This is a genomic window from Geodermatophilus sp. SYSU D00758, assembly GCF_054049955.1.
In genome coordinates this window covers 108,396-114,990 of sequence record NZ_JBJGYK010000018.1, presented here as the reverse complement: position 1 = coordinate 114,990, position 6,595 = coordinate 108,396, and the positions used below count along the sequence as shown (strand labels likewise).

At 76.4% G+C, this 6,595-nt stretch carries 6 protein-coding genes; 1 reads left to right on the top strand and 5 read right to left on the bottom strand.

The features are described from left to right. Positions 1 to 135: 135 nt before the first annotated feature. Positions 136 to 1,500 (top strand): diacylglycerol/lipid kinase family protein, encoded by a 1,365-nt coding sequence (locus ACI8AC_RS15130; protein ID WP_456898619.1) that lies wholly within the window; start codon positions 136 to 138, stop codon positions 1,498 to 1,500. Here ACI8AC_RS15130 and ACI8AC_RS15125 read toward each other — a convergent pair. From ACI8AC_RS15125 to ACI8AC_RS15105, 5 genes are all read right to left on the bottom strand, one after another. Further along, entirely contained in the window at positions 1,466 to 3,427 is a 1,962-nt protein-coding gene (locus ACI8AC_RS15125; protein WP_456898618.1) for a glycoside hydrolase family 15 protein, read from the bottom strand. The two genes, ACI8AC_RS15130 and ACI8AC_RS15125, sit on opposite strands and share 35 nt — an antisense overlap. Before the next feature lie 122 nt (positions 3,428 to 3,549). Then, positions 3,550 to 4,125, bottom strand: coding sequence for a potassium channel family protein (locus ACI8AC_RS15120; RefSeq protein WP_456898617.1), 576 nt, complete (start codon positions 4,123 to 4,125; stop codon positions 3,550 to 3,552). Between the two features lie 59 nt (positions 4,126 to 4,184). Next, a complete protein-coding gene (locus ACI8AC_RS15115) occupies positions 4,185 to 4,676 on the bottom strand; it encodes a hypothetical protein (protein ID WP_456898616.1) in 492 nt (163 codons plus the stop codon). Between the two features lie 10 nt (positions 4,677 to 4,686). Further along, positions 4,687 to 6,081 (bottom strand): DUF2252 domain-containing protein, encoded by a 1,395-nt coding sequence (locus tag ACI8AC_RS15110; protein ID WP_456898615.1) that lies wholly within the window; start codon positions 6,079 to 6,081, stop codon positions 4,687 to 4,689. Further along, on the bottom strand, positions 6,075 to 6,572 hold the full coding sequence (locus tag ACI8AC_RS15105; protein ID WP_456898614.1) for a hypothetical protein: 498 nt from the start codon (positions 6,570 to 6,572) through the stop codon (positions 6,075 to 6,077). The genes ACI8AC_RS15110 and ACI8AC_RS15105 overlap by 7 nt, the downstream gene beginning before the upstream one ends. Positions 6,573 to 6,595: the final 23 nt, after the last annotated feature.

Sequence of the window (6,595 nt, the reverse complement as noted above, 5' to 3'; positions counted from 1 at the left end):
GCCGCCGGCCTCCCCGCCTGCGCGCCCGCCCCCGCCCGGCGGGGCGCGCGGCGGGGGGGGGGGGCGGGGGCCCCCCCCCCCCCCGCCGTCGCCGAACCTGCGGGGGCGGCCCGCGGGCCAGGAGGGTGGAGTGCGATGACAGAGCAGCTGGACCCCGCGGTGTTCCCCGCCGGGCAGGAGCCCCCGGTGACCGTCGCCGAGCGCTGGCTGGCGCGGCTGTCGTTCCTCTGCGCGCTCGGTGCGGGGGGCCTCCTGCTCGTCACCGGGCTGACCGACCCCCTGGCGCTGGGTGTCGGGGTGCTGGCCGGGGCCGTGCTGCTCGCCGCCCTCTGGGAGCTGCTGAGCACCCGGGGCGCCCGGCGGTGGGTCGCGGGTGCGGTCGCGGTCGCCGCACCGGTGGTCGCCGTGCTGGTCGGTGCGGCGCTGGGGGTCCTGTGGGAGTTCCTCGCCGTCGGCGTCCTCGCGGCCGGGGGGTCCGCGGCCGCGCGGGCCGCGCTCGGCCGGGCCCGGCCACCGGATCGCGTACCGGAACGGGAGGCACCGCCCCCGGCGCGCCCCTTCCTGGTCATGAACCCGCGGTCCGGTGGCGGGAAGGTGGGCCGGTTCCACCTCGACCGGCGGGCCGCGGACCTCGGGGCGCGGGTGGCGCTGCTCGACGGCCCCGGCGAGGTGGACGTCGCGGCGCTCGCCCGGCGGGCGGTGGCCGAGGGGGCCGACCTGCTCGGCGTGGCCGGGGGCGACGGGACGCAGGCACTGGTCGCCGGCGTCGCCGCCGAGCACGGGCTGCCGTTCCTGGTGATCCCCGCCGGGACCCGCAACCACCTGGCCATGGACCTCGGCCTCGACCGCGAGCGCCCCGACCTCGCGCTGCACGCGCTCGACGACGGCGTCGAGGTCACGCTCGACCTCGGCGACATCGGCGGCCGGACCTTCGTCAACAACGCCTCGTTCGGGACCTACGCGGAGGTGGTGCAGAGCCCCGCCTACCGCGACGACAAGGTCGGCACCACGCTGGACGTGCTCCCGGAGCTGCTCGCCGACCGGCGCGGGCCCCGGTTGCGGGTGCACGTCGACGGCGCGCTCACCCTGGAGGGCCCCACGGCCCTCCTGGTCAGCAACAACCCCTACGGCGCCGGCGACCCGGCCGGGCTCGGCCGCCGGCCCCGGCTGGACACCGGCCGGCTCGGCGTCGTCGCGATCACGGTGTGGAGCGCGGCGCAGGCGGCCGGCCTGCTGCGGGGGCGGCACAGCACGGGGGTGCGCAGCCTGACCGCGACCGAGGTCGTCGTGGACGCCGACGCCCCGGAGATCCCGGTGGGGGTGGACGGCGAGGCGCTGCTGCTGCCCACCCCCGTCCGGTGCACGATCCGGCCCGGCGTCCTGCGGGTGCGGGTGCCGCGCGAGCGGCCCGGTGCGCCCCCCGCACGGCCGCCGATCGACCGGGCGCTGCTGCGCCGCCAGGCCCTCACCGTCGGGCGGCTGGCCCGGGCGGAGCGGTGACCGGGGGTGCCTCCGCGACCGGCCGGGGGTAGGGCAGCACCGGGGTGGTGACGGCCGGGGCGCGCGGTGTCCTGGGTGCGTCGGCGAGCGCGGCGTCCAGGGTCGTCGCCGCGTCGATCAGGGACAGGTGGGTGAACGCCTGCGGGAAGTTGCCGATCTGCTCGCCGGTGAGCGCGATCTCCTCCGAGTACAGCCCCACGTGGTTGGCGTAGGTCAGCATCTTCTCGAACGCCCGGCGGGCCTCGTCGACGCGGCCGGCCCGGGTGAGCGCGTCCACCCAGGCGAAGCTGCACAGCGAGAAGGTGCCCTCGGACCCCCGCAGGCCGTCGGGGGAGGCCTCGGGGTCGTAGCGGTACACCAGGCTGTCGGTGACCAGTTCCTCGTCCATCGCCTCGAGGGTGGACAGCCACATCGGGTCGCGCGGTGAGATGAAGCCGACCGTCGGCATCCGCAGCAGCGCGGAGTCCAGCACCTCGGTCGCGTAGTGCTGCACGAACGCCTGCCGGCGGGGCGAGAACCCGCGCTCGAGGACCTGCCGGTAGATCGCGTCCCGCTGCTCGGTCCAGCGCGCCACCGGGGCCGGGCGGCCGAACTCGGTGGCCAGCCGGACGCCGCGGTCGAGGGCGACCCAGCACATCACCCGGCCGTAGGTGAACGGCTGCCGGCCGCCGCGGGTCTCCCAGATGCCCTCCTCGGGCTGGTCCCAGTGGTCGGCCACCCAGTCGAGCACCTCGCACATCGCCGTCCAGCCCTGGTGCGGCACCTCCACCCCGGTCCGGCTCAGCGCGTAGAGGCTGTCCGCCGCCTCGCCGTAGATGTCGAGCTGCAGCTGCTCGGCCGCCCCGTTGCCGATCCGGACCGGCGCCGACCCTCGGTAGCCCGACCAGTGCCCGAGCACGCCCTCCTCGAGGTCGGCGGAGCCGTCGATCCGGTACATGATGTCGAGCGGGCCGCCCTCGCCCCCGGCGTGCTCGCGGACCCGGTCGCCCAGCCACCGGCCGAACTGCGCCGCCTCGGCGCGCATCCCGAGCTTGAGCAGCGCGTGGACCGAGAAGGACGCATCCCGCACCCAGGTGTAGCGGTAGTCCCAGTTGCGCTCGCCCCCGACCTGCTCGGGCAGGGCCGCGGTGGGGGCCGCGACGAGCCCCCCGGTCGGCGCGTAGGTCATCAGCTTGAGGGTGATCGCCGAGCGCTCGACCGTCTCCCGCCACCGGCCGCGGTAGGTCGACCCGGCCAGCCAGGTCCGCCAGTAGTCCTCGGTGCCGTCGAGCAGCTCCTGGATCTCGGCGCGGCGCATCTCGCGCGGCGGGCCGTCGGCGGCCGACTCGAGCACCACGCCGCGGACCTGACCGGCCACCAGGCCCACGGTGACGTGGAGGTCGCCGTCCTCGACGCGCAGCCGGGCCACCCGCTCGTCGTCCGGCTCGCGCACCACGTGCAGGGTGAGCGCCAGGTCGTCGGTCCGGAAGACCGCTCCGCCGGGGCCGATCTCGGTCTCGTGCCGGCGCCGGCCGTAGTCGAAGCGCGGCGCGACCTCCGCCTCGAACGTCATGCGGCCGCGGATGCACTGCAGGAGGCGCACCACCCGGTGGCGGGCGGTCGCCGCGCCGTCGACCGGGGGCATGAAGTCCACCACCTGGCCCAGCCCGTCGGCGGTGAAGTACCGGGTCACCAGGACGGCGGTGTCGGGGAGGTACATCTGCTTGCTGGTCCAGTCGGTGCCCACCGGGCGGATCCGGAACCGCCCGCCGCGGGCGTCGTCGAGCAGGGCCCCGAAGACGCTCGGCGAGTCGAAACGGGGCAGGCACAACCAGTCCACCGACCCGTCGGTGGTCACCAGCGCGGCGGTCTGCAGGTCCCCGATGATCCCGTGGTCGGCGATCGCGGTCTCGGGCATGGCGGTCTCGGGAATGGCGGTCTCGGGCATGGCGTCCTCCGGTGTCCGCAGGTGGCCCGACGGGGCGCGGGCCGGCCCCGCCACCGTGCCCGCGGCCGGGGCGGGGGTGCCTCATCCCCCAGGGGTGAGGGACCCCGCCGGCGTCGCGACCCTCAGGCGGCCGGGCCGTGCCGCCGCGCCCCGAGGCTGCGCTGCACGGCGTCGACCAGCACCTTCACCACGAACCCGAGGACGACGAGGTCGGCGACCATCTGCACGGTCACCAGCACCCGGGCGACCTGGCTCACCGGCGTGATGTCGCCGAACCCGACCGTGGCGAACACGGTCACCGCGAAGTACAGCGCGTCGGTGCGGGTCAGCGGCTCGCTGAAGGCGTCGGGCCGGGACCCGGACAGGACGACGTAGACCGCGGCGAAGAGGACGAGGAACAGGGGCACGGTGAGCGCCAGCGCCTCCAGCCCGCGCAGCGTCGGGAAGGGGGCGCGCAGGATCGCGCGGACCTGCCAGACCACCAGGGGCCCCACCAGCACCAGCCCGACGAGCAGCGCGAGGACGGTGCCCGCCCCGAACCCGCTGGCCAGCGGCAGCAGGAAGTAGCCGGCCGTGACCGCGGTGGCGGTGCCCGCGGTGCGGACCGCGGCCCGGACGAGGGCGCGCCGGTGGGCCCGCAGCGCGGCGGGGGCCGGCCGCGGCGCCTGCCCGGTGCCCGGGACCGGCTCGCCGTCCACCCGCCGGACGCTAGCCCGCGGCCCGTCCGGCCGGGGTCGTCCCGCGCGGGCGAACACGGTCAGTGCACCAGAGCCTTGACCCCGATGACGAGGGCACCGACGAGCGCGACGAGGGTCGCCTGCAGCAGGGCCCGCGGCACGGGGGCGCCGGCGAACCGGGCGGCCCAGTAGCCGTAGAAGCCGATCAGCCCCAGGCCGGTCCACGTGGCGAGGTCGAAGGCGGTGCCAAGGTCGAGCAGCCCGAGCGCAGCGAGGACGAAGAGCACCGCGGGGAACCCGGCGCCGAAGGCCACCGCACCGGCATCGCCGGCCATGTCCCGCAGCTGGGCCCGGGTGACGCGGTGCCGCTGGCTGGTCTCCACGCCCACGACCTCGCTGTAGACCTCGGCCAGCCCCACGGCCACGCCGGAGGCGATGAGCCACGCCGCCATGGCCCCGGCGGCCGGCGGGTGGGCCTCGCCGGCGACGACGAGGGCGAGGCCGATGATGGCCCCGTACACCACCCGGGCGACCCGGCGGGAACCGAGGTGGGCCTCGACGGCGGCGCGCACGGCCGCGGCCTCACACGCCGGTGGTGGCCGTGATGCGCCCGGCGGCCACCGCGTCGGCCAGCGCCCGGTGGTCGCGCTCGGCGGTGTCGGCGTAGGTCTCGGCGTAGGCGAGCAACGCCCGGTCGAACGCCTCCGAGGACCCGAGGTAGCCGGCGATGGCGATGCGGTCCCCGGAGCGGGCGTGCGCCCGGGCCAGGCACCAGGCGCACAGCTCGGCGTAGACCTGCATGCCCTGCGGTCGCAGGTCCTCGGTCGTCACCGACCCCTTCCAGTCCCACAGCTGGCGGACGTAGAAGTCGCGGTGCACCCCGTCGATCCCCTGGGTGCGCCGCCAGCCGAGGAAGAGGTCGCTGGACTGCTGCATGAGGCGCTGGCCGGTCACCACCCGCTGGCCCTCGTTGCTGTACCGGTCGGACCGGAGGAACTCGGCGTGCACCGAGGGCTCGGCCTCCTTGATCTGGAGCAGCAGCGGGTCGGACTCGTCCCGGCCGACGAGGAGCAGCACCCAGCACCGGGTGCCGACGCTGCCGACCCCGACCACCTTGCGGGCCATGTCGACGACGGTGTAGCGGCCCAGCAGCACCCGCCGGTCGGACTGCAGGGTCTCGGCGTACCCGTCGACCAGGTCCCGCAGGCGGCCGGTGAGGTCCCCGCTCTGCTCCGGGGGCATCAGGTCCTCCAGCGGCACCACCAGCGGGGGCTGCGGGCGGATCCGCAGCCGCCCGTCGGCGACGGTGGTCAGCCGGCCGAAGGCCCGCAGGTGGTCGCGGCCGCGGGCCCGCTCCAGCCCCCGTTCCAGCCGGCGGCGGCGTTTGGCGTCCAGCCGCGGGGCCACCTGCGCGCGGAGGAACTCGGTGTCGACGTGGCTGTACCAGACGTCGAGGTCGCGCATCCCGGCGAAGCGGGCCATCGCCGTCCGATAGCGGGTCGCTGCCGCGGCCACGACGGCCTCCCGCTGCTTGCGGGAGAAGCCGTTCTCCCGGCCGGCGATCTCCAGGCTGGCCGCGAACCGCTTGACGTCGTACTCGAAGGGCCCCGGCAGGGTCTCGTCGAAGTCGTTGGCGTCGAACACCAGCCGCCGCTCCGGCGAGGCGAACAGCCCGAAGTTGGCCAGGTGGGCGTCCCCGCAGATCTGGGCGGTCAGGCCCGTGTCCGGCCCGGCGGCGAGGTCGGCCGCCATGACCCGGGCCGCTCCGCGGAAGAACGCGAACGGCGAGGTCACCATCCGGCCGTAGCGGATCGGGACGAGCTCGGGCACCCGCGTCCGTCCCTGCTCCTCGAGCAGCACGAGCGGGTCGGGGCCCTTGCGCAGGACCTCGGCGTGGGCCTCGAGCGGCACGCTGCGCCGGATCGCCCGGCCGCGCGCGCGGCGGGTCGCGGGGTCCCCCGCGGGGCCGCTCAGCACGTCGACCCCATCTCGTCCGCGAGGGCGCCGACGTCGGCGGCCAGCGTGCGCAGCGCCGTACCGACGTCGCCGAGCGTCGCGGCCGAGGGGGCGGACCGGGCGTCGTCGACCGCCGTCCGCAGGGCGTCGAGGTCGGTCTCGAGGCGGTCGGTGTCGTCGTCGTACTGCGAGCGGCCGTCCGCCGCCACGGCTCGTACGTCGGCCTGGATCTGACCGAGCTGGTCCTGCACGGCGTCGAGACCACCGGACTGCAGGTCCACGTCGCGCAGCGCGGAGACCGAGCCCTGCAGGTCCTCGACGGAGCCGCACACGGCCGCCTCGCCGCTCGCCCCACCGCTCGTCGCGGTGCTCGATCCCTCCGTCGCGGTGCTCGGCTCGTCCGTCGCCGTGGAGCCGCCGCCGTCCGAGGAGCCGCAACCGGTGAGCAGGGCACCGGGGATCAGGGCGCCGGCGAGCAGCAGGACGGGGACGGTCCGGGGCCATCGGGTCATGGGACGACGATGGCCCGGCCCGC